The organism is Streptomyces sp. NBC_01142, from assembly GCF_026341125.1.
GTDB lineage: Bacteria > Actinomycetota > Actinomycetes > Streptomycetales > Streptomycetaceae > Streptomyces.
In genome coordinates this window covers 1,581,198-1,602,063 of the sequence record NZ_JAPEOR010000003.1, presented here as the reverse complement: position 1 = coordinate 1,602,063, position 20,866 = coordinate 1,581,198, and the positions used below count along the sequence as shown (strand labels likewise).

The following is a 20,866-nucleotide window of genomic DNA, read 5'->3' as shown; positions in this document are numbered from 1 at the left end:
GTCAGCTGAGGTAGTCCTCGGGGCCGCCGCGGCGGACGGTGTCGAGGGTGAAGCAGTGGAAGCCGCCGCCGAACAGGCGCCGGTGGCGGTGGCGGACCGGGACGACGGTGAACCCGCGGGACTCCAGGACCTCGATCAACTCCGGGTAGAGAGAGTTGACGACGACGGTGTTCTCGTCGATGGACAGGAGGTTGATGTCCATGTACCGGCTGCCGATGGGGATGACGAAGCCGAGGTCGCTGTAGTCCGGGAAGTTGCCGTCGTCGGTCTCGGGGGCGTAGATCACGTCCCAGGACTGCATGTCCTTGGGCAGGTACTTCAGGTAGGCCGGGGAGCGCAGCAGCATCAGGCCGGGCCGCAGCGGGACCAGGACGCTGTCGATGTGGTTGTCGGCCATGGCGTCCAGGCGGTGGAACCGCAGGTCGCGCAGGTTGTCCCGGAGCCAGCGCAGGGCGAGTTCGTGGTTGTGGTTGGCGACATTGACCAGGACGTCGCGGCCCAGGCGCATGCACTGCGCGCCGTCGAAGACCATCTCCAGCCCCAGGCCCTCGATCACGCCGGCCGTCTCACCGTCGGTGGCGCGGCTGACGTCCAGGTCCTGGCGGGTGAAGTAGCCGGCGTCCAGGGACTCGCGGGCCAGGGCGGGCCGCGGCATGCTCAGCCAGTTCGCTCCGGCCTCGTAGTAGCGGTAGAAGGCCGGCTTGAGCAGGTCGTTCTCGAAGATGCGGGCGCGGACGTGGGGTGGGGTCTCCACGATGGTGTTGCCGAGGATGATGGTCTGATCGCGGACGTTGAGCGGCGGGGTGGCCCTCGCGTCCCAGTGCGGGGAGCGGATGTCGACGTCCTTGCCCGGTGCCGCGGGCCGCAGGACCTTCACCCCGCATCCGGTCAGGGCGTCGGCCAGGCCGGCGATGTCCTCGTTGAGCTCGTCGACCAGCTGTGCGGGGATCGGCAGGAGCTCCTCCCCCGACGGGCTGGTGTGCCGGCCGAGGACGGGGGCGACGTTGTCGTAGAAGAACAGTCGCCACGAGGTATCGGTGTGGTGGGCGTCGTAGTGATCGGCACGTCCGAGGACGACTTCGTCGAGCCGGGTGAACTCGTCGAAGCTGTTCAGGGCCGGCGGGGCAGGCGCGGGCTGGGGCATGGTGGGCCGCCTCCTCGGCGGCGGGCGACGGCACGCCCCTGCCTCCGGCGCGCGGGTGCGCGCCGGGAGGGGCGGTGCGGTACGGGGTTCGGTGGGCGGATTCGGGGCGAGGTCAGGCGGCCGAGGCGTGCCGGTGCGGGGTGCGGGCGGCGTCGGGGGCGGCGAGCCGGGCGATGATGTCCTCGATCACGCACGGCTGGTCGGCAGTGGAGCGCCGGCGGAAGAAGTAGCCGGAGCACCAGGGAACTTCACCGAAGCGCGGTAGGTGCTGCGCGGTGAGGGCGCGGGCCTCGGGCAGGCGCCGCCAGGGGATCTGCGGGCACCAGTGGTGGACGGGGTGGAACATGTCGTCGAGGTGGCCGCCGAGCAGGTGCCGGGTGAGCCAGTGGGAGGTCCACCCGCGGGTCTGGAGGAGGACGTCGTCGTTCTCGATCAATCCGGCGTGGTTGCCCAGATCGGTGATCCAGGTGACGACGGGCCGCACCAAGACGAGGGGGAGCAGCCAGTAGAACAGGAGGTACGGCACGCCGCCCACGGGCCACAGCACGGCGACAACGCTCGCCCACAGCACGGCCCGGGTGGCGAGGGCCCGCCAGGTCTCCCCCGGTGCGCGGGTAACCAGGGTCAGCACCGCGGTCTTCGGCAGTCGCCACAGGGCGTTGCGCACGATGACCCGCAGGACGAAGGAGCGGCGGCTGGGCGCCTGGCCCGCGGCGCGGATGTTGCCGGCGCGGTAGGACTGGAACATCGGGTCGTCGTCACAGCCGAGCTTGGCGTGGTGGACGTAGTGGCTGCTGCGGTAGGGCTCGAAGCCCTCGCCGAGCAGGCCGGTCAGGAGGTAGCCGATGATCCGGTTGGCGCGGCGGGTGGCCATGAGTTTGGAGTGCACGCACTCGTGCCCGAGGTTGGACAGGTGGCGCTGGCGCACCCCGATGTAGCAGACGGCGAGCAGAGGGCCGACGACGTGACCGATGAGGTGGCCAGCGATCGCCGCGGCGGCGATCGCCATGAGGTCCCAGACGACGTCCCACAGGCCGATGGTCGGGCGTCCGCAGAGCTTCTCCAGGTCGGCGATGAGCTGCTGCCCGAGGGCCTTGCGCACAGGGCCGGAGGCTCCGGTGCCGTTGCGGGTCCTGCCGACGGCGGGGCTGCCCATCAGGTTCTCCAGTCGATGCGGTGCGGATGGGAGTGGGCCGGGCTCCGGCGCGCCCCCGCGGGCGGGCAGCAGCACTGGCGACCCGCCGTTGGGCAGGCGCGCCGGAGCACGACGCAGGGTGGTTCAGCCGCAGGTCAGGCGGCGACGAGGGCGCTGTCCGGGCGCATGCCGGCCTTCAGGTCGGCGGCGTCGGGGCGCATCCCGAGCTTCAGCACGGGGGCGTCCGGGCGCATGCCGGCCTTCAGGCTGGGGGCGTCGGGGCGCATCCCGAGCTTCAGGTCGGCGGCGTCCGGGCGCATGCCGGCCTTCAGGCCGGTGTCCGGGGTCATTCCGGCGGTAGCGGTCATCGAGTTCTCCCTCTTCGGTCGCGGGTGATCCGCGAGTCCGGGTGATCGGGCTGTTGAACTGCCGGGCCGCGGGTCCGGTGAGGTGCTGAACCATCGGCTCGGCACGCCGTGGCGCGGGCGCACGCCGGTGGAGAAGGCCGCGCCGGAGCACGTCCTGTCCATCCGTGGAGGAGCGTTGCGTGGCGCGGTCACGCCAGGCGCTTGGCCAGTCACGCTAGGGCTAGGCCGAAGAGGGCCGCAACGGCTCTGCGCGTTGCGCCGGTTGCACGGGACCGTTGCGTGCCCGTTGCGCGCACACCCTGGTTGAGCTGCGAAAACGCCGAAGTCTGGTCCTGAATGGGAGCCAAATCAGGCCCATTGGACCCGGCGGGGCCGGTGGGAGGGCTTCTGCTGCTCGTGTGGGCGCGGCTACTTTGTGGCCCCGCCGAGGAAGCCACACATGAGATCGCCGTAGACCCGGCTTCCCTTCAACTTCACCCGGAAACACCGGCCTTGAGGAGCATCCGTGCTCAACCCCGTCGTCATGAAGTCCAACCTGCTGTTCAGCCTGCGGGACACGCTCCGCGCGGAGACCTTCGTCGAGGTGAGCACCCCGACGATGCGGAGAGCCGACCTCGGCCCGGGGCGCCGTCTGCCGGTGGACCATGACGGCGGGCGGTTCCTGCGGGCGATGATCGGTCCGGCCCTGCGCGTGAACCTGGAACACCACCGGCGGGTCTTCGAGATCGGCGCGTGCTTCCGGCCCGAGAAGCCGGACGAGCTGCACGCGACCGAATTCCAGATGCTCGACCTCTACGCCGCCGACGAGGACTTCGACTTCCTCCTGGCGCTCGCCGAGAAGCTGATCGGCCCGCACATCCCGTACACCCCCCAGCGGGTCTCCGTCGCCGGCCATATCGGCGACCAGTTCGGCATCGACCTGCACCGCGAACCCCTCGGCGACCTCCCTACGCGGATGGCCGCCCACCTGGGCATGAGCGCGGACGTGCCGTTCAAGGCGGTGCTCGGGCAGTACGTGGAGCGCGAACTGGAGACCCAGAGCACCGGCGCAGCGCTCTTCCTGACCGAGTACCCGGTCGGCGGGGACGAGCCGTGCGCCCGCCTCACGCCCGGCACAACCGCAGTCCTCAACCGCTTCGAGCTCCTGGTCGACGGCATCGAGGTCGTCCACGGGTACGAGGACGAGCCCGACCGAACCGCGTTCGTCGAACGGGCCCGCGCGGTGGACCTGTACGACGACGAGCAGGCCCTGGCCTGGGAGGCGATCGACGCCGGGCGCGTGCCAGCCGGCAGCGTCGGACTCGGCATCGGCATCGAGCGGCTGTGCATGGCCGCCTCCGACGTCAAGGACATCACCGTCTTCCAGCAGTCGCCCCAGTTCTGACCGTCGAGATTCACCGACCGGAAAGGAGCCGCGATGTCCCTGTCGCTGCGCCCGCTCGACGAGAGCGGCTTCGGTGCCGTCGTCGACTGCAACCTCGCGATTGGCGTCGAAAACCTCGCGCCCCAGCTGGCGGCGGCCCTTCACCAGCACCGGCTGCTGATCGTGCCCCGCCAGCACCTGACCCACGCCGATCTCCTGACCGTCGCCTCCTGCTTCGGGACGGTGGACACCAGCGTCGACCGCCGATATGCCGTCGGCGGCTTCCCCGGCCTGACCGTCATCAGCAACATCGTCGAGGACGGCGAGCACATCGGCATCTACGACGGGGACAACGAGGAGGAGTGGCACGCCGACAACAGCTTCAAGCCCCAGCTCATGTCGGCGACGATGCTCTACTCGGTCATCACCCCCGCGCAGGGCGGCGAGACCCGTTTCGCCGATGCGACCCGCGCCTACGCCGGCCTTCACCCGGCGATGCGGCAGCGGATCGAGGGGGTGCGCGCGGTGCACTCCATCGAGCAACTCGGTGCCCTGCAGAGCCAGGCCAGCGGCGGCCAGTCGTCGATCGCGGCCGGGAACCTGGCCGGCCACCCGGAGGTTGAGCACCCGCTCGTCCTGACCCACCCGGTCACCGGCGCCCAATCGCTGCTGCTCGGCTCCATGGTGATCAGCGGCATCACCACACTCGCCGAGAAGGAGAGCCGCGCTCTGCTCGACGAGCTGCTGGAGCACACGACCAGCCCGCCGTACGTCTACAGCCACCGCTGGAGCCAAGGCGACCTGGTCGTGTGGGACAACCTCGCCACCCTCCACACTGCCTCTCCCTGCGACAGCTCCCGCCACCGTCGGCTGCTGTACCGCGCCGCTGTCCGGCAGCCCGCGGCCCCACGTCACACCGCTGGATGACCTGCGGCCAGATCACGAGGTCCGCACCTGCCAACACCCCTAGGGTTTGCCCATGACCGTGAAGGTTCCCCTCAAAGAGACCGCCCTCAACGCCGACCGCATCGCCCGCATCGGTCGCGAAGTCCACAGCGTCTGCGCCGACTTCGACGCTGACGGCTTCGTGCAGTCGGTGACGGCCGACCTTCCTCGGCTGGAGTTGGGAGCCCGGATCGCCCGCACCAGCGAGGGACTGCACACCTACCTTCCGGTCACCGGCCCCGAGGCCCTCGATGTGCTGCTGCGCTCACTGCCGCCGACCCCCGAAGCGGCCGGCGTGTTGAACGACTTCGGCCTGCACATCTACTCGCCCCACTCCGACTTCGTGGCTCGCTACCTTCGCACCGGCGAGTACCTGGACCAGGCTCTGGCCGCTCTCGCGCGCCTCACCCGGTACTTCTCGGCAGAGGTCGCCGTGCGGGGCTTCCTCAACGACTTTCCCGAGGAGACGATGAAGGCCATCGAGGCCTGGGCCCGCGACGCCGACCATCGGACCCGGAGGCTCGCGAGCGAAGCCACCCGTCCGCTGCTGCCCTGTGCCCCACGTATCTCCCTGCCGGCTGACGTGGGGCTGCCCGTGCTCGAACAGCTCTACGGCGACTCCAGCACCTACGTCCGCACGTCGGTCGCCAACCACCTCCACGACCTGTCCGTTACGCAGCCGGATTTGGTGCTGGGCACCCTTCAGCGCTGGAAAGACTCCGGCCTCGCTGCCGACAAGCACTTCACTTTCATCGCCCGCCAGGCTCTACGGAGCAGGCTGAAGAAGGGATGGCCGGCCGCCTACGCCTTCCTCGGCTACGCCCACGACGCACCGGTCGAGCTCACGCCCCTCACCCTGAAGCGCACCGAACTCACCGACGGCGACACGCTCAGCTACTCCGCCGCGCTCACCACCACGGCGCCCGTCCCGGTGCACGTGATGTTCGTGATCTCGTCGATGACACCGACCGGCAAGCCACGCGAGAAGGTGTACTTCCTGCTGCGCGGCACCGCCGAACCCGAAAGCGAGCTGCCGATCGCCAAGGACCACGTTCTGCGCTCGACAGCCAACGCGAAGCTGACGCCCGGCGCGTACTCGATCGCCCTCCAGGTCAACGGGCGCCGCTTCCCCTCCGTCGCCTTCACCGTCCTAGCCCCCTGACCGACCGGGACCGCCCCGCGTCCTGACCCGGCCCGACCCGTGTTCAAGGCAGCGCGCTCAGCGCCGCTGCCACCCCAGCCATGCGCTCACGACGACCGAGAGACAAATGCACGTACGGACAGCAGGTGGGCTGGCTGTCCTGCCCAGCCCTTCCCTGAACTCTGGCCCCCGCCGAAGGCATCCGCATGATCCAACAACGTGTATCGAAAAGTGAGAAGCGAACCGTATGACTGACACACCACTCCTCGTACCGACGGACCGGCAGCTGCGTGTGGGCAGCTACACCCTCCTCAACGGCGGCCAGGAGCGCTGGGAGGACCAAGTTCGCCTTCTGGGTGGCCTGAACCTGGACGTGCTGAACGTTCAGGAGGCCAAACACTGGGACCAGAAGGATTCCGAACGCGTGTACGCGACCGCAGAGCGGTTGGGGATGCAGCCTCTGCTCGCGCGGTCACGCAGCCACGGGTGTCATCTCGTGACGTTCTACCGGTGGCCACGGGTGCGGTGCCTGGGGTTCTCCCCCGACGTGGCATGCGGCAACTTCCACCACACCGTCATGCGAACCCGGTTGCACATCACCGGGGTCCAGGATCCGGTCGTGCTCGTCCACACCCATCTCGACCCGTTCAGCCCACAGGACCGGCTGGCGGAAGTCCAGTGGGTGACCGAGTACGCCGGCGGACGCACCCTGCTGGCCGGAGATCTCAACACCCCCGGTGCCGACGACGAAGAGCCGGAGGACTGGGGCCTGATCCCCGCGCACCAGCACTCCGGGCACCGCATGATGCTGCCCGACGGCTCTTACGGCGGCGCGGACCGCCGGGCGATCCGCGCGCTCGTGCACGCCGGCTTCGTCGACCCACCCGTTCAGCTCGAGCAGCCCATCCCCCGCACAGCGGGGCACATGAACCCGGAACAGAATTGGGACCACCGAGCGGACCATGTCCTGCTCTCCCCCGCACTCGCCCCGGCTCTGCACTCCTACGAGGTGCTCGACGACGCCACCACCCAGCAGCTGAGCGATCATCTCCCGGTCATCGTCACCCTTGACATCGCCCGCATGTGACGGCCGAACGACCGCTGTGCCGCCGGGCCACCCGAGGCAAGGGGCCGGAACACCAGTCTCGGCGTTTCGGCCATCTCCACTCAGCGGCTCCACCCGTAGACCCCAAGGGTCGGTGCATCCCGCATGCTCCGCCGTGCGCTCTATTCCGGGGTTCCAAGCTCGACTGAAACACAGGTGTTCGAAATCCATGCCGGGTCGTTGAGCTTCACGACCCAGCCGCAGCGACCGTCAAAGGGGGCCACGTTGACCTCGGCCAGCACACAGGACCAGCCGGATGCCAGCACGTCGGAGGCCGGGTCTTCGGGCGACGCGAGCAGAGCGCAGGACGAGGAGTTCCTGTACCGGGACGAGTCCAGGCATCAGGCTGGTGCGCAGCTGACCACCGGCACCATGGCGCGACGGCTGCCCGCGTTGGTTCTGCGCTCGTTGAAGATGGCCTGGCAGGTAGACCGGGGCGCGACGGCCGGACTGCTGGCGTGCCAGATCGGAACCGGCGTTCTCGCCGCGCTGGGGCTGCTCGCCGTCACGGGGACGATCACCGCGCTGATCTCGTCGGGCGACATCACCGAACGCCTGTGGGAAGCGGCGCCACAGCTTGCGGTCGTCGCCGCGGCCGCCGGGCTGCGGGCATTGCTGGGGATCACGGTGACGTGGCTGACCGGGAGGCTGCGGCCGGTGCTCGCCCGGGCCGCGGAGCTGACGATGATCGAGGCCGCGCTCAGCGCGGAGCTGGCGGCGAACAACAAGCCCGGCTACAACGACTTCTACGACATCGCCGACCGCGGCGCCCAAGTCACTCCGGACCTGGTAGACGAGGCGCAGGACGTGCTGGCCGCCACGGCTACGCTCGCCGCCGGCGCGACCGTTCTCGCCGTGCTGCATCCGGCGCTTCTTCCTCTGCTCCTCCTGGCGTGTCTGCCACAGGCAGCCGCGTACGTGAGGGCCGCTCGGGTGGTGTACCTGGCGGGCCTGGAGACTTCCGGGCGTCGCAGGATGCTGCACAAGCTCCGCTGGCACATGGCCTACATGGAGTCCAGCGAGGAGATGAGGGCCTGCCTGGCCGGGCCCTTCCTCACCGCCCGGTATCGCCGCCTCGCCGCCTCGGTCAACGCCTCCGAGCGCAAGGCCGCGGACACCGGCGCGTGGATGGGACTGGCCGGCGCGGTTGCCGGCGGAGTAGCGGCGGCCGCAGTGTGGGCCGCGCTGCTGTGGCTCTTGGCCTCCGGCCGCATGGGCCTTGCGGCTGGCGGCGGTGCGGTTTTTGCCCTGCAGACGGCGACCGGGTCCGTGCGCGGCATCATCAACGGCGGGGCCCGATTGGTGCGTACCGGCTGGTACGTGCAGGACTGGCAGAACTTCCTCGACAACGCCCACGGGCAGGCCATGGCAGCCTCCCGGGGCACGAAGATGCTGTCCGCCCCGCCGGAGCGGTTCGAGGTTCGCGACGTCACCTACCGGTACGACGGCGCCCCGAAGGACAGTCTCAGTGGGGTCTCCCTCCAGGTGCGGCGCGGGGAGATCGTGGCGCTGGTGGGAGAGAACGGGTCGGGCAAGTCCACGCTGTCGCGGCTGATCTGCGGTCTGCTGCTGCCCACGGCCGGCGAGGTGGCCTGGGACCACACGACTACGGCCGAGATGGATCCCTGGGAGGCGTGGAAGCATGTCGCCCTGGTCCCGCAGAAGTACACCTACCTGCCCCTGAGCATGCGGGACAACATCACGTTCGGGCAGGGGGATACAGCAGACGCCGCTGTGCTCGCCGCGTGCGAGGCGTCCGGGGCGACGGACATGCTGCCCAGCCTCCGGTCCGGTCTGGACACCCTGCTGACGTCGGAGTGGTTCGGCGGCCAGCAACTGTCCGGGGGCCAGTGGCAGAGGGTGGTGCTGACCAGGGCGTTCCACCGGCAGGCGGCTCTGCTGGTGATGGACGAGCCCACCGCGGCCCTCGATGCGCGGGCCGAACATCGCATCTTCACCGGGCTGCGGAACCTGGCCAAGGACCGGGCGATCCTGCTGATCACTCACCGGCTCGCCAACGTCGCCATTGCGGACAAGATCATCGTCCTCGACCAGGGACGCATCGTCCAGGAAGGATCGTACGAGGAACTCACCCGGGAACCGGGACTGTTCCGGTCCCTGTGGGAACTCCAGCAGCGCACCACCGGTGAGGCAGCGTGATTCCCGACCGTCCTCAGCTCCATTCCGTGCTTTCGCCGGCCGGCGGCGACTGGCCGAAGGACTACACCTCGCACCGCGCCGGCACCGGCTGTCCGATGTGCCGGAGCGACTTCGGCGCCGATGACATCGGCTGGGGCCTGCTCGTGCGGCGCGGAGAGGTCAGCAACGCCTACCTGTGGCGCACCATAGCTATCTTGGGTTCCGGCATCTTCACCGCAGCTCAGAGCCCCATGGCAGCTGTAGGTTCCGCGTTCCGATGTCACACGGCGGCTCCATGAGCTGCGCTTTCGTCTGATTCCGCACTCCGTGTCATCTTGATCGTTCCGGCTTTTGTGTCATTTCTCTGCGCTGATAGGGATCCTTGAAAACGGTTCTGGCCGCGCTTCCGGATGCTGTTGGTGATCTTGCCGTCGCTCGTTGGAGCCTTACTGTTGCGCCCTGGGCAGCGTGCCGGGACGCCAGCGATCGGGCCCTCGTGCTGTCTCGGGCCAGTGCCCCGGGCCGCCGGGCTGATGGGTGACCATCGACTACAAGAACACACTGGCGCTTGCGCCGAAGATCACCAACAGCATCCGAAAGGCGTGCCAGAGCCACGTTCTCGTGTACGCCGAAACCGGCCCGCGCACAGCCGCTCAGGGACCTCGTGTACAGCTTGGACGTGGTGGCCGGTTACCCGTCGCGCGCCAGGTGGCGTTGCAGGTCTTGGTGCCGGAACTGGTATACCGCCCCGGACTGACGCAGCACCCCTCGGAATTGATGGGCGTCGGCCAGGAACGCCATGAGGTCGCGGGGAACGTCTCCTTTGACGGCCAGCAGCATTTTGGTTACGGCGAATGGCGCCCAGGCAGTGGCGTTCAGCCCGACAGTGGATGCGCTCATGAGGCCTGCCCAGAGCCCCACGCAGCACCCGAAGGCCAGTCCGGCGCCCAGCCCGTCACTCAGACCAGTGGGAATCCCTACCCCAACCCCTACCGCGCCTCCGCCCAGGAGCATTGATACGAGAGAAGCGGTGCGGAAGGTACGGCGGTCTCTGCCCAGGACGTTGGCGGGGCCGACTGCTGTGTTCTGGTCTGAGGGCACTTCTTCAAAGCCCATCAGGAGAAAGACCAAGACCCATGCCAGTGTTCCGAACAGCGTGGCTGTGAGAGCGCCCTCAGCGGCGGCCCACCACCCCGATTCGAGCCCGTTCTGGACTGCGAGAAGGCATACTCCTCCCGCGATTGCGAACTGCAGGCGGCCTCTCCTACCAGCGGCAAACCGGTGCCAGGACCATCGGATGCCCACACTTGGCTCCGTTTCCCCTACCCGCACCGCCACGACCGTGACCAGCCCTGCCGCAGTGAGGCCAGCGAAGAGCCCGATGCCCGACGACACTGTGAGGAGTCCAAGCTCGACTCCGGCCTGCAGCCCGAAGCTCGTGGCTGCCCATAGACCGAAGGCGAGCAATGTGACGAGAGTGACTGCCGTGCTGACGGCGAGGCCGGCCACGAGGCTGAGCATCAGGAGCAACAGGCGTGGCGACAGGGCTTTCCGCAGCTCCCACCAGGCGATATCAGAACCGCCGACGTGGTGTTCGATGTGATGAGCCAGGAACTTGAGCGCGCGCTGGGCCTTCTCAGTGCGCCAGCGGCACGGTTGTTCTTTGTTCGTGCGGTAGGCAGCGGGGACGTAGGCATCGAAAAGATGGACCATGACGGCCTGGCGGCTGTGGAAGCCGAGGAGTTCCCGAGGGTTGGGCAGAGACGTGGGTGCCTCGTGCGGCCGGGGGTTGTAGATGGTACGGGCCAGGAACAGCCCCAGCGGGGTGCTGAGGGCTCGTTCGAGGGGACTTCCGCTGGCCAGTGGAAGGACGGCGTTCCAGCGCGCAGCAGCTGGAATGTGCTCGCCGCCGAGGTCCTGTTTCAGGTAGTCGGTTGCGGGCCCCGGGTCCAGAGGGAGGAGACTTATGCCCGCAGCTCCGGTCAGCGGAACGGCGACGCGAGTGGTTGAGGATGTCACAGCTGTCGCGTACTCGGCGGTGCGACTGGATAGGACAACAGGCTGCCCATCCTCCACTTCCTGACTGATGGCGTGCAAGGCCTGAGGTTGTAGTGCCTCGAGGAGTTCGTCGAAGCCGTCCAGGATCGGCAGAATCTTATTGCGGTCCAACAGAGCTCTCGCTCGCGTCCGGGGCCGGGAGGGTTCGGCCTGATCGGGAAGGCCGAGGAAAGTGTGGTCCCGGACGAGTTGGTCAGCCATCCAGGCCTTGAGCCCTTGGGCGTTGGGATCCCAAGAGGCGATGGAGAAGATCACCGGTACCCGGTCGCCCGCCTCCCGCTGGCCGAGCAGGACCAGCAGGAGGCGCATGAGCAGAGTGCTCTTGCCTGACCCGGGTTCGCCCAACACCACAAGGCGAGATGTCGGCACTCGATGGGTGAACACATCCACGATCTCACCGCCGCTTCCAGCCAAGGCAGCGGGGTCACTGGCCCAGTGAGCAGCTGCGGCGTTGTCGGCCCCCCAACCGCGGGCCAGAGCCTCCAGTTCCGGCAACGGCTCGACCAGACGGGGGTCGGTGGCCTTCCAGGCCACCGACAGCTCGAACGGAGCCGTGACCCTCCGTAGTTTCCGCTCATCACGCCACTTATCGCGTACAGCATCGGCGAGACGGTCGATCGGCGGGTCCTCCTGTTCCATCCGTGCGTTGCGTTGTTCCAGAGCGATCCCACGGAGGGCAAGAGCCAGTCCGGCCATGCCGACGAAGAGCCCGATCACGCTCGCGGTCTTGTCCGCGTCTTCCAGGCCGACGGCTACCAAGTAGGCGATGAGGCCCAGGAAAGCCGGAGCTGCAAGGAAAATGCCCACCCACTTGAGACGCTCGCCCATTCCCGAATTTTCCTGCACCTCTGGCGGATCTGGAAGGTGCCCGGCAATGGGCCATCTGTCCGACCGCGGGCGCGGCGCCGCCCGCCATGCACTGACAAGCACCACACCAGCGGCCAAGAGCGCCAGTCCCAGACCCGCGCCGCCTGAACAAGGAACTGGTCTGGCCGGTCAAGTAGACCAAGACACAACGAACCTTCGAAGGACGCTCCCTGCGGTGGGCTGGCCCGCAAACCGGGCGACTGGTCCACCAGGATGATCTCCGGCCACGACAGCGATACAGACGGTGATCTTGCCGTCGCTCGTTGGGGCCATGCTGCGCCCTGGGCAGCGTGCCGTGAAGCCAACGACCGGTCCCTCGTGCTGTCTCGGGCCAGTGCCCCGGCCCACCGGGCTGATGAGTGACCATCAACTGCAAGACCACACCGGCGCTTGCACCGAAGATCACCAACAGCATCGCTTCCGTGACGCCTACGCTTGGAGGAGGCTACGGGCTTCGACCAGAGCGAGGCCGCCGGAGGCGGCGTGGAGGCCCTGGCGGACGGGTAGGTGAAGATGCGTCTCGTGGCCGTGCACCAAGTGATGCGGCAGCCGAACGGGCGTAAGTCGCTTAGTCGTTGAGGCCAACGAGTACGAGTCGGGGTCACCGACGGCCCCGGCCTTATGCTGGCTGCGCGATCAGGTCATCAGTGGGCGGGGGCGGCGTGGACCTCATCATCTATCTTTCTGACGAGTCCGAAGTGGCTTCACTGGACGCCTGGCTCCGGGAGGAACGCTCGTTCCCCTTCACTGTCGTTCCAGGTCCACCGACGCCCGGAACACTAACGTCGCAGATCCAGGTGACCGTTGCTTCGGCCTCGGCGCTCACCTCGGTGGCTGTGGTGATCACAGCCTGGCTGCGTACGCGGAGGGCATCCGTCCAGCTCACCATTGAGGGCCCGTCGGGCCAGTCGGTGATCCTCACGGCCGCGAGCCGCGACGACGCAGTCGAGCTCAGCCGCGTCCTGGCGGCACTTGGGAGCCAGCAGCGGGACGCATCGATCGCCTCACCAGATGGTCACACCCCTCCCGGGCCCCCGCTCGACCCAGATGATGACTGGCCACGGGAAACGCCGGAGCGGTAACCATGGGAGACATCGCCAAAGGCGTGCTTGGAGGCGGGTGGGCACTGTTGGTGGGGTGGATCCTGCCCACGGCTCTCAACGTTGCCGTCTTTACCCTCGCCGTTGCGCCGAGTCTGCACCGCCCGACTGCGCTGGATCCTCTGTGGCCGGCATCCAACGGCCCCACCGCACTCCTGCTGCTTGTGGCCGCCGTCCTGCTCGGACTCGTCCTGAACGCCCTGCAAACACCCCTATACCGCGTCCTGGAGGGGTACGCCCTGTGGCCGACCGCCGCATACGAGCGAGGCTGCCGGGTGCAGCGATCCCGGCACCAAAGGACAGTCGACCGCCTCGCCGACCCCACCTTCACCTCGCCCATCCGACGCGCCATCCTCCAGGAGAAATTCAACCGCTATCCGGTGAGCGACAAACAGATCACCCCGACCCGGCTCGGCAACGCCATCCGACGCTTTGAGGAGTACGGATACGACCGCTACCGCCTTGACACTCAGGTGCTGTGGAACGAACTGGCGAGCTCCGCCCCGGAACCGACCACCAAGCAGGTCGTCACCGCCCGCACGAGCGTCGACTTCTTCGTGGCCTTGCTGTACGGGCACGCGGCCGTGGCCGTCACCGCATTCGCCTCGCTATCTGCCTCCCACGCCCACCGACCAGTGCTCGTCATCACTGGGGTGACCCTGGCCGTCCTGACCCCAGCTTGGTACCACGGCGCAGTGGCCGCCACGGACGAATGGGCCGCAGCCGTACGGGCCCTGGTCAACCTGGGCCGCAAGCCCCTTGCCGACGGGCTTGGCCTCGTCCTCCCCAAGAGCCTGGAAGACGAACGCCGCATGTGGCAGCTGGTCACACGTATATCCACCAAGTCCTACGCTCCGGCCGCTGACACCGCTTTCGAGCCCTACCGCATCGACCCAACCCAGGCGAGTGGAGAGCCTCCGCGGCCCATTTCCTGACCCTCTGCCTCGCCGCACGCGATTCGGCACGGGAGTCGGCACCCAGACGTGGCTGTCACGGAAGCGGGGTCACAGCCAGATTCAAGAAGCGCCATCAGCGCGGTGGCTTGAAGACGAACGGCTCTCTTTGAGCGTGAACTCCAGTTTCTCCTCGGTCTCCTTGAGCGCCTCACGCAACCGATCACGCTCGGCCTCGGTCTCCCGCAGCCGGGCCACGCCCGCCTTGAGCCGGTCCTGCTCTGCTCGCAGGATTCTGAGCTCTGCCATGACCAGTTCCAGGTCAGCCGCCAGTGATTCGGCCGAGGCGTTCGAGCCCACCTCCGCCTCGCGTTGTGCAGCCCCGTTCTGCTTCTTGATCGCTTCCTCGATGTGCTCGCGCAGTCCCTCGGCGTATACCAGCCAGTTCGAGACCTGTGCTGTGCGAGCGAGTCTGAGGAAGGTGATCTTCTCTCCAGTCGCGGCCATCTCGTTGAGGGTCTTGAGTACCCGGGCTCGTTTGGCTTCGCTGTCGCGGGCTCTGGCCTCGCGCAGCACTTGAGAGGGGGTCCGTTTGGCCGCGGTCCCATTCGACGGCTTGGCCCGGACCTCGGCCGAAGAGTTGACATCGATGTGCCTGGGCACAGGTTCCTCAACTCCTTCGCAACGATCCGGTCGATGCTGTCGCAATGGCGCCCCAACTGCCTGGTGCCGGACCTCGAAGGCGAGCCTGAGGTGCTCAGGGCTGGTGCCGAGCGCGTTGGCAGCGGCTGTTGGTGACAGGCGACTCCTGATCAAGTTGGCTGCGTGCTCGGTGTCGGGCAGGGGCATGTCTCGGCCGGGCAGGTCGAGGTGGTCGACCATCGCCAGAGGCGGTGACCAGGTGACGGGCTCACTGATGCCGTGCGAGGTCAGATAGTGCGCGGCGTGCTCGTCGAGAGCCTCCAGGAGCGACGGTGTCAAGATGATCGGCAGGTTGCGGGTCTTGTCGGTGGAGTCCAGATTCAGCGAACCCGAGGGTGAGTAGAGGTCAGAGCCGGTCATGCGCTGGTAGAGGTATCGGCGCACCGCTGTGAGTCGGTACTGGTCGTCAGGCGGAGTGCCGGTCCGGTGGCGGATGCCGATCCAGGTGGCCTCGGGCAGCAGGTCGCTGCCCTTCAACTTCCGCCGCCGGGCGTAGTCGATGGGTGCTGGGTGTCGGTCGAGGTACTCGGCGAGAAGACAGATCGCGGTGGGAAGGTCGGTGCCGGCCGGGGCGATTTTGGGGAGGCGTTGTCCCAGGGGGATTGGCCGGTTGCCGTGCAGGAGCGAGGTCGCGAGGTCGTAGTGCTGCTGCCACCAGCCGGGGAGCATGACGGCGGCGGACAGGGCGGCGCGCCAGAAGTGGTAGTTGTAGCGGCCGGTGAGGTTGGTTTGTGGGGGGAACAGGAGCAGAGCCCAGTCCAGCCAGAGCAGCTGTGGAAGCGAGTGCGTCCGCATGATGACCGTGTGGTCGCGGTGTTTCGGGACACGGGGCCGGGCGGTGCAGGTGCGGTAGCGAAGCCGGGGTCCTATGGCCAGGTGCGGGTCGGCGGCTCGCCAGAACTGCTGTTCCAGATCGACTGAGGCCAGTCGTGTGATGCCGCGGCGTATCTGCTCTGTCGGTCCCTTCGGCATGACCGCGACCTCGCGGTCGACCAGGGTGTGTATGGCAGTGAAGGCGGCCTCGGCGAGAGGACTGCGGACAATCCCGACCGCGACAGTGAAGGGGCCGGCGATCACGGCTGCGTCGACCGGAGCATAGAGGGCACTGTTCCCGTGACATTGGCGTGCCTGCTCAATCTGTGTGCCGTAGTCGGTGAAGTCGCCCGGTTCGGCTCGCAGGAGACTGCGGGCGGCGATGGCGGTGACATCGGTGAAGGCGTCATGCAGGCGGGGATCGTCGTCGCCGGCCTCAATCCGGCTCAGCAAGCCGTTGATCCATTTCTGCGCGTCGAGGACTGGGCTGTCCGGCGGCAGCGGAATGACCTCGCTTTGCGTCAGGTCGGTTCGGCATGTCCTTCCGTCGCGGGCCCGTGCCGAACATTCGTGCTGGCGGACCTGGTGGCTGTTGGAGAGGCGGCGGAGCGGCCATCGGCCGCAGACCGGGCAGGTGTGTGCGAGCAGCACCCGGTGCCGGGTGCAGGCGATCGACCAGGTGAGGCGCCATCGGAGAGGCCAGCGGCCGGCGCCTTCGGCCAGGCACTGCGGGCAATATCGGGATCCGATGCCGCGGCCCCAGAGCCTGACACGACGTACCACCCGGCGGGTGTCGTGCAACGCGAGTGCGTAGCCGTCGTAGCGGCGCAGTGTCATGGCGTGCAGGAGCCGCGTGTCGGTGCCGGTGATGTGGGCGAGCCGGTCGGCTTCCTCGGGTGTGAGGCAGGTGGTGTAGTCCGGTGTGTGGTCGGTCCGGGTGGGGAACGGCGATCCAGCGGCGATGAGCAGGTCACGCAGGTTGATGCTGCTGCGGAGCATGATGGCGCCCAGCCACGAGTCCAGGGCCTCGCCCGGGACCGGGGGCAGCCGGATGGGCAACGTCCGGGGCGTCGCCGTCACCGCCGCCTTCTGCCCTTGTCCGGTTTGCTGGTCGCCTTTCCGGAGGCGAGGAACGTCTCCCACCCGGCCAGCTGCTGCTGAGCTGCCCAGTCGAGCTTGACCTGGGCGAGCACGTCCCTGGTCAGGCGCTCCTGCCCGGCGCGCATCGCGCGAATGCAGCCGAGCCTGATCAGCGACATGAGCGAGCCGATGTGCCCGCTGCAGCGGCCGTAGAGCTGGTCGGACAAGTCATCGGCGAGCATCCCGGGGTACTTGTTGGCCAAGACCAGGCGCTGCTCAAGGGAGAGCAGGAAGCGCCGCCACTGCTCTCGACCGGCCTCGTGTTCGATGCTGAACGCCTGGAGTCCGAGCGGCGTGATCCGCCGGGCGAGCTGGGGATCGTCGTAGAGACCTTTGCCCTCAAGGTCGTGGCCGATGAACAGGATCATCAGCGGGAACTCATTGGCGATCGTCTTGAACTGGTTGGCCAGCTCGGTCCCGCGGCGGGAACGGAACTGCAGGAACTGCAGGTCGTCCACCAGCAAGAGCCGTGACTCACAGGACACGGCGCAGTCCAGGGCGCGCGACAGGAACGAGTTGGCGCTGCCGCTGTTGCGCCCGGCGTGGGCGAAGAACTCCAGCATCGCCCAGTTGAAGTCCTTGACCCTGGTGTCACCCATCATGCCGACCCGGATCACGGGCCAGCGCTCATGCCCGGCCTCGGTGAACCGCCCGTACTTGCTGATCAGAGTGTTGTGCACCTTCTTGGCGAACGAGAGACCGACGGTGGTCTTGCCCAAGCCAGGGAACGCGTCGATCGCGGCCATGCCCTTGGCCTGCCAGCTGGGCTGGTGCACCCCCGCATCGAAAATGTCGGTGAGGTCCGCGGAGAGCTCCCGAGCCTGCATGGTCTTGATCGGCCGCAGGTTGGCGAGGAACCTGCGACGGTCATCGTTGTAGTGGTCGAGCGCTTGCGGATCGAGCGCCTTGAGGTCGGCCATGGCCAGTATGGGCGGAGCGGGTGTCTCTCTCGCCTCGGCGAACGCCGCGAAGCCTTCCTTCCTGGTGAGCGTCAGGTTGTCCAGGGGCAACGCGCGCCACGCCGGATCCTCCGACGCCGCCGGGCCAGCCTCCGCCGTGGTCACAGGTCCTCCAAGGCGTCGGCGTAGAAGGCGTCCTCGTCGAGGTCGGTGCCGCCGTCGAAGTCTTCGAAGTCGGCCGCGTCGTGATCGCCGATCTCCTGCGCGGGTGGTCCTGAATCCTCGGCCACGGGCTTGTCGTCCTCGATGTCGATCACGAACGCCGCCTGATCGCGGGCCATGCGCAACGCCATCCGCCGCTCGGCCAGCGTCTGGCCGAAGCCCAGATTCCACCGCTCGAACAAGTCGGCTGTCACCAGGAGGTCGTTGGGGTGCCGGTACTGCTTCGCGGCCAGTGCGCGTCCATATCGCAGTGCGTCCCTGCTCATCGGCATGTTCAGGACCGGGGCGTGTTCCCAGTGCAGGACGCGCCAGCGCCGGTCCTGGTCCCGGAAATAGACATGGGTGATGTCGTCCGGATTGACCTGGAACGGCCACAGCCCATTCGGGTAGGGACTCGGCCGCCCGTCCTTGGGCAGCCCCGCGCCGTCGTAGCGGCACCCCCCGATCTCCACCCCGTAGGGCTGGATCGTCCGCCAGGAGGTCTCCAGGAACTCTAGGCCCAGATGAGGATCCCTCGGCACCTCGATATAGCCGGCCCTGGCCATGCCGTGGGCGAACATCTGTGCCGGGGACATCCGCAGGCCGGGAACCCCCGGCTCCACGAGACTGCGGTGCGGCTTGTGGTGGTAGCAGGCCGCGATCCACTGCCGGATCTTGTTGGCGAGCTCATCGAGGAAGAAGAACGCCTCACCCTCCGGATCCACCCCGCGGGAGAAGATGTCAGGGCCCTTGTAGCCGGGCAATCCGTAGAGCAGATCCTGACGCAGGGTCCGAAAAAATCTCTCGATCGGTCCCTTGTCCCGGCCCGTACGAAGCCGGACCGGCTGTATGGAGATCCCCATCCGCGCGCAGACGCTGGTCAGGTGATCCGAGACGTAGATCTTCCCGTGGTCGATGACGATCGTCTCTGGCGCCAACGCGGGCCCGGCAGCCCGCGCGATCGGCCCCTCGATCGCCCGCGGGTCGACCAGCACCGACCGTGGGATTCCATGCTCGGGCCAGACCGCCTCGGCTGGCCAGCTCGGCAGCACCGGCAACGGCCGGTATGCCTGGTAAAGCACCGAAGCCGCGTCCACTGCCTTTGTGGAGACCGGCGTCAGACGCATCCCCACGATGCAGCGCGTGTACCAACACATCGCGACCGTCAGCTCGCAGTTCACCCACCGCAGCGTCAGCGGATCCAGCGCGAACACGTCCAGCCGGGTGGTGTCCATCAGCACGTACTCACCCGGCCGGGTCGCACGCAGTCTGCCGTAAGCCTCCTTCGGCCGCCCGGCGATGTCCCTGTTCCGCTTGGTACTCAACCGGAACGTCGGATGCTGCTTCTCCAGCAGCGCCAGTGCCTCGTAAGCCTTGGATTTCGAGGGCACTGTCACCGCTTCCTCTCCGAAACGGGCGATCAGCCTGGCCCGGGTCCGGTCGATCACGGTCTTGCGCATCGGCGTGGCTTGGTCGACGTACTCGACCATCACCTCGATCGCCGCCTCCACCCAGCGCGGATCACACCGATCCAGGACGCTCTTCGTCAACATCGAGGTCGCCAGAGCGGCTTCGCCGCCGCTTTCCAGCCTCGCTACCCAGCGCCCGATGGTGCGTACCGAGACGCCGAGCTCGTCGGCCTTGGTCTGATAGCGGACCATCCTCGGCAACGCTGGATCGTAGCCGGGACGCGGCTCGCCCTCACCGGCCAGCTCACGGCTGCCCGAACGGTAGCCGTAGAGAACCTCTCGAACGTGCTCAGCCCTTTCCAACAACTGCCGTCGCTCTTCAAGACCAAGCTGGGACAGCACAACGGACGCCAGGTCCATGTTGTCCGCCGAGGACGACCCTGGTCCGTCGGACACGAACTGCACCCGGTCAGAGAACAGGAGTTCCCTGACCGAGACCCGCAGCAACCGGCTGAGTCTGTCCTTCAGGACGACTTCGTTGCCGGCTGCCGTCGCCGCGGTCTCGACAACCTCGACCAACTCGCCGTCATAGAGCATCCGAGTACCGACTCCCAGCCTCACAGCCCCGGCGTTCACGAGCACCGCCGCAGAACGTGCGCAGATCCCAGCGGACGGTCCAGATCCGTGGTCAGCCACCCCGACCAGAGCAGATGGAACACCGACGAGCGCACCGCATCGGGACCGAAGCCCGGGACTGAGGCGAACGCCCCGGCCAGGGTCGCGCCGTCCAGATCGGCCAGCCGAAGTGCGTCCAGGAGCATTGGATCGAACAGCCAGGCCCGGCGGTAGCCGGCCAGGAAACGCAGGTTCTCCAACAGCGCCACCGGTGGCTCGCTCCACACTTGGTAGCCCCAGCCACGCGACTCGACGACACGTCGGCTCCACCCGAAGGTGAAGGCGACGTCCGGGCGCGACACCCTGTGCGCCGGCTTGACGTCGACGACCAGCGGCCCTGCGTTGGTGCGGAGCAGGAAGTCAGGAATGTGCTTGCGCACCGCGCCATCGACGTGCGCGGTCATCAAGAACGGCTGTGCGACGATCCGGGACACAGCCGGGTCGAAATCCGCGAACAGCAACCGCGCCAACTCCAGCCGCGACTCGTAGATCACCAGAGCCTGCTCCGTCGCCGACCAGAAGGATCCCGAGTAGTGCTTCTGACCCAGGTGCCAGCGAAACGTACGCCAAGGGGACGCATCGAAGAGGTCGCTCAGCGACGCCTCGCTGAAAGCGCACTCCGCGAACGCGTCCCCGCTAACGCGCCTCGCGCGTAACGTTGCTGACGAAACAACACTTCCAGCGGACACGAGTTCCTCGCCCCCTGCTGCTGCCCTTCAACCGCCAAACCCACGGTGGCTCCGAGGAACGGCCCCTGTCTCGGCGACGA

The 20,866-nt window shown here is 67.7% G+C and carries 15 protein-coding genes; 7 read left to right on the top strand and 8 right to left on the bottom strand.

The window, feature by feature from the left end:
• Position 1: 1 nt before the first annotated feature.
• From OG883_RS41430 to OG883_RS41420, 3 genes are all read right to left on the bottom strand, one after another.
• Complete coding sequence (locus tag OG883_RS41430) at positions 2-1,144, bottom strand: inosamine-phosphate amidinotransferase 1 (RefSeq protein ID WP_266552623.1); 1,143 nt, start codon at positions 1,142-1,144, stop codon at positions 2-4.
• A 112-nt stretch (positions 1,145-1,256) separates the two neighbouring features.
• Positions 1,257-2,300, bottom strand: a complete 1,044-nt coding sequence (locus tag OG883_RS41425) for a fatty acid desaturase (RefSeq protein ID WP_266552621.1) — start codon at positions 2,298-2,300, stop codon at positions 1,257-1,259.
• Between the two features lie 134 nt (positions 2,301-2,434).
• A complete protein-coding gene (locus OG883_RS41420) occupies positions 2,435-2,647 on the bottom strand; it encodes a hypothetical protein (protein WP_266552619.1) in 213 nt (70 codons plus the stop codon).
• Positions 2,648-3,152: 505 nt separating this feature from the next.
• On the opposite strand from OG883_RS41420, the gene OG883_RS41415 reads away from it, so the two are divergent.
• From OG883_RS41415 to OG883_RS41395, 5 genes are all read left to right on the top strand, one after another.
• Complete coding sequence (locus OG883_RS41415; protein ID WP_266552617.1) at positions 3,153-4,031, top strand: amino acid--tRNA ligase-related protein; 879 nt, start codon at positions 3,153-3,155, stop codon at positions 4,029-4,031.
• Between the two features lie 33 nt (positions 4,032-4,064).
• On the top strand, positions 4,065-4,937 hold the full coding sequence (locus OG883_RS41410; RefSeq protein ID WP_266552614.1) for a TauD/TfdA family dioxygenase: 873 nt from the start codon (positions 4,065-4,067) through the stop codon (positions 4,935-4,937).
• A 52-nt stretch (positions 4,938-4,989) separates the two neighbouring features.
• Entirely contained in the window at positions 4,990-6,117 is a 1,128-nt protein-coding gene (locus OG883_RS41405; protein WP_266552611.1) for a hypothetical protein, read from the top strand.
• Between the two features lie 226 nt (positions 6,118-6,343).
• A complete protein-coding gene (locus OG883_RS41400; RefSeq protein WP_266552609.1) occupies positions 6,344-7,183 on the top strand; it encodes an endonuclease/exonuclease/phosphatase in 840 nt (279 codons plus the stop codon).
• Between the two features lie 243 nt (positions 7,184-7,426).
• Positions 7,427-9,361, top strand: coding sequence for an ABC transporter ATP-binding protein (locus OG883_RS41395; RefSeq protein ID WP_266552606.1), 1,935 nt, complete (start codon positions 7,427-7,429; stop codon positions 9,359-9,361).
• Positions 9,362-10,030: 669 nt separating this feature from the next.
• On the opposite strand, the gene OG883_RS41390 is transcribed toward OG883_RS41395, so the two are convergent.
• Positions 10,031-12,226 (bottom strand): NACHT domain-containing protein, encoded by a 2,196-nt coding sequence (locus OG883_RS41390; RefSeq protein WP_266552605.1) that lies wholly within the window; start codon positions 12,224-12,226, stop codon positions 10,031-10,033.
• Between the two features lie 701 nt (positions 12,227-12,927).
• Here OG883_RS41390 and OG883_RS41385 point away from each other — a divergent pair.
• Together OG883_RS41385 and OG883_RS41380 are read left to right on the top strand one after the other, a co-directional pair.
• Positions 12,928-13,347, top strand: a complete 420-nt coding sequence (locus OG883_RS41385) for a hypothetical protein (protein ID WP_266552603.1) — start codon at positions 12,928-12,930, stop codon at positions 13,345-13,347.
• 2 nt (positions 13,348-13,349) lie between these two features.
• Positions 13,350-14,300, top strand: a complete 951-nt coding sequence (locus tag OG883_RS41380; protein WP_266552601.1) for a hypothetical protein — start codon at positions 13,350-13,352, stop codon at positions 14,298-14,300.
• 81 nt (positions 14,301-14,381) lie between these two features.
• Here OG883_RS41380 and OG883_RS41375 read toward each other — a convergent pair whose 3' ends face one another.
• From OG883_RS41375 to OG883_RS41360, 4 genes are read right to left on the bottom strand one after another with little or no spacing between them, the layout of a single operon-like run.
• Positions 14,382-16,853, bottom strand: coding sequence for a DUF6262 family protein (locus OG883_RS41375; RefSeq protein ID WP_266552599.1), 2,472 nt, complete (start codon positions 16,851-16,853; stop codon positions 14,382-14,384).
• Positions 16,850-17,977, bottom strand: coding sequence for a TniB family NTP-binding protein (locus OG883_RS41370; protein WP_266552596.1), 1,128 nt, complete (start codon positions 17,975-17,977; stop codon positions 16,850-16,852). The genes OG883_RS41375 and OG883_RS41370 overlap by 4 nt, the downstream gene beginning before the upstream one ends.
• Positions 17,974-20,019: a transposase gene (locus OG883_RS41365; protein ID WP_266552593.1), complete on the bottom strand. Its 2,046-nt coding sequence runs from the start codon at positions 20,017-20,019 to the stop codon at positions 17,974-17,976. The genes OG883_RS41370 and OG883_RS41365 overlap by 4 nt, the downstream gene beginning before the upstream one ends.
• Positions 20,020-20,054: 35 nt before the next feature.
• Positions 20,055-20,693, bottom strand: a complete 639-nt coding sequence (locus OG883_RS41360; protein WP_266553283.1) for a TnsA-like heteromeric transposase endonuclease subunit — start codon at positions 20,691-20,693, stop codon at positions 20,055-20,057.
• Between the last annotated feature and the right edge of the window lie 173 nt (positions 20,694-20,866).

Coding starts and splice junctions, on each gene's coding strand:
- OG883_RS41410 (WP_266552614.1), top strand. CDS start 4,065: ATGTCCCTGTCGCTGCGCCCGCTCGACGAGAGCGGCTTCGGTGCCGTC.
- OG883_RS41425 (WP_266552621.1), bottom strand. CDS start 2,300: ATGGGCAGCCCCGCCGTCGGCAGGACCCGCAACGGCACCGGAGCCTCC.
- OG883_RS41390 (WP_266552605.1), bottom strand. CDS start 12,226: ATGGGCGAGCGTCTCAAGTGGGTGGGCATTTTCCTTGCAGCTCCGGCT.
- OG883_RS41400 (WP_266552609.1), top strand. CDS start 6,344: ATGACTGACACACCACTCCTCGTACCGACGGACCGGCAGCTGCGTGTG.
- OG883_RS41405 (WP_266552611.1), top strand. CDS start 4,990: ATGACCGTGAAGGTTCCCCTCAAAGAGACCGCCCTCAACGCCGACCGC.
- OG883_RS41430 (WP_266552623.1), bottom strand. CDS start 1,144: ATGCCCCAGCCCGCGCCTGCCCCGCCGGCCCTGAACAGCTTCGACGAG.
- OG883_RS41420 (WP_266552619.1), bottom strand. CDS start 2,647: ATGACCGCTACCGCCGGAATGACCCCGGACACCGGCCTGAAGGCCGGC.
- OG883_RS41365 (WP_266552593.1), bottom strand. CDS start 20,019: ATGCTCTATGACGGCGAGTTGGTCGAGGTTGTCGAGACCGCGGCGACG.
- OG883_RS41380 (WP_266552601.1), top strand. CDS start 13,350: ATGGGAGACATCGCCAAAGGCGTGCTTGGAGGCGGGTGGGCACTGTTG.